Annotated in this window: 1 protein-coding gene and 2 pseudogenes; 1 reads left to right on the top strand and 2 read right to left on the bottom strand. The window is 64.5% G+C overall.

Annotated elements, in window-relative coordinates; genetic code table 11:
* Nucleotides 1-245 (bottom strand): annotated as a pseudogene (locus tag EN984_RS34335) (leucyl aminopeptidase family protein); the annotation flags it as partial.
* Between the two features lie 116 nt (nucleotides 246-361).
* On the opposite strand from EN984_RS34335, the gene EN984_RS34340 reads away from it, so the two are divergent.
* Nucleotides 362-1,183 (top strand): tetratricopeptide repeat protein, encoded by an 822-nt coding sequence (locus EN984_RS34340; protein WP_127269472.1) that lies wholly within the window; start codon nucleotides 362-364, stop codon nucleotides 1,181-1,183.
* A gap of 84 nt (nucleotides 1,184-1,267) precedes the next feature.
* Here the strand turns inward: EN984_RS34340 and EN984_RS34345 are convergent.
* A pseudogene (locus EN984_RS34345) lies at nucleotides 1,268-1,472 on the bottom strand (type II secretion system F family protein); the annotation flags it as partial.

A 1,472-nucleotide genomic window follows, 5' to 3' on the forward strand; every position in this document is an offset into this window, starting at 1 on the left:
AAGGCTTTCGCCAGCGCGCCAAAGGCGAGCGCGCCTTCGCCATCGCCGATACCAAACAAGGCGCCGCCGAGCGCCCCGTTTTCGCCGGGCACGACCAGCGTCCTGCCTGCCTCGCCGGAAAAGCCGTTGGCCCTGGCCCAGGCGACAGCGGCCGGCGCAAGGCCGGCCGCGTCCAGACCGTCCCTGGCGATCAGATGGACCGGCAGCGCGCCCGGCAATGTCTTCCCGACGAGTTCGACAGGCATGCGATGTTCTCCGTGTGAGTCGCCGTTCTTAACCGTCCGTTAGGGTTAACAGAATATTTCTGCGGGAGGGAAGACGGCCACGCAATGGCCGCGCACGAATGGAGGCTTAGGTGGCCATGCCGACCAACCGCAGGATCAATGCCAGGGGAAAACGGCTCATCACCACGGCCCTTGTGCTGGCGCTGGCGGCCGGCGTCGCCGGCTGCGGAACCGACAAGCTCTCCACCGGCTCTATCGCACGCACCAGCGGCAAACCGCTTGAAAGCATGTCGGCCGGCGAACTGCACAATGCCACCGGTGCACTTGGCCAATCCTACGCGAAGAACCCCAACGACAAGCGGATGGCGACGAACTATGCGGCGGCGTTGCAGATGGATGGCGACGCCGACCAGTCGCTGGCTGTGATGCGCAAACTCGCCATCGCTTTGCCCAAGGATCGTGACGTGCTTGCCTCCTATGGCAAGGCGCTGGCCGCCAATGGCCAGTTCGAGGCGGCGCTCGACGCCGTGCGCCGCGCTCAAACACCGGAATATCCCGACTGGAAGCTGGTGTCGGCCGAAGCGGCCATCCTCGACCAGACCGGCCAGAAGGACGATGCGCGCCAGCTTTACCGCAAGGCGCTCGACCTTAAGCCGAACGAGCCTTCCGTGCTCTCCAATCTTGGCATGTCGTATGTGCTGGAAGGTGACCTGCGCACCGCCGAAACCTATATGCGCTCGGCCGCGCAGCAGCCGAATGCGGACAGCCGCGTCCGCCAGAACCTGGCACTGGTCGTCGGCCTGCAAGGCCGGTTCGACGAGGCCGAGAAGATCGCCTCGCAGGAGCTCTCGCCCGAACAGGCGCAGGCAAACGTCGCCTATCTCAGGCAGATGCTGGCCCAGCAGAATGCCTGGAGCCAGCTCAAGGACCAGGACAAGCCGAAATCCGCGACCAACTGAGACCACAATCCCGATGCCCAACGAAGAAGCCGCGCTGCATGCGCGGCTTCTTCGTTTGAGGGAATGCAGGAATTTGCCTTGCCGCTACTGGGCGTTTGTTGCCGGCGCCGGATGATCGCCGAAGATACCGCGCTGGCTGACCTGAATGCCGGCGGGACCCAGGATGATGGCGAAGAGCACCGGCAGGAAAAACAGGATCATCGGCACTGTGAGCTTTGGCGGCAGGGCGGCGGCCTTCTTCTCGGCAGCATTCATGCGCATGTCGCGGCTTTCGGCGGCAAGCACGCGC

Source organism: Mesorhizobium sp. M7A.F.Ca.CA.004.12.1.1, assembly GCF_003997835.1.
GTDB lineage: Bacteria > Pseudomonadota > Alphaproteobacteria > Rhizobiales > Rhizobiaceae > Mesorhizobium.

Coding starts and splice junctions, on each gene's coding strand:
- EN984_RS34340 (WP_127269472.1), top strand. CDS start 362: ATGCCGACCAACCGCAGGATCAATGCCAGGGGAAAACGGCTCATCACC.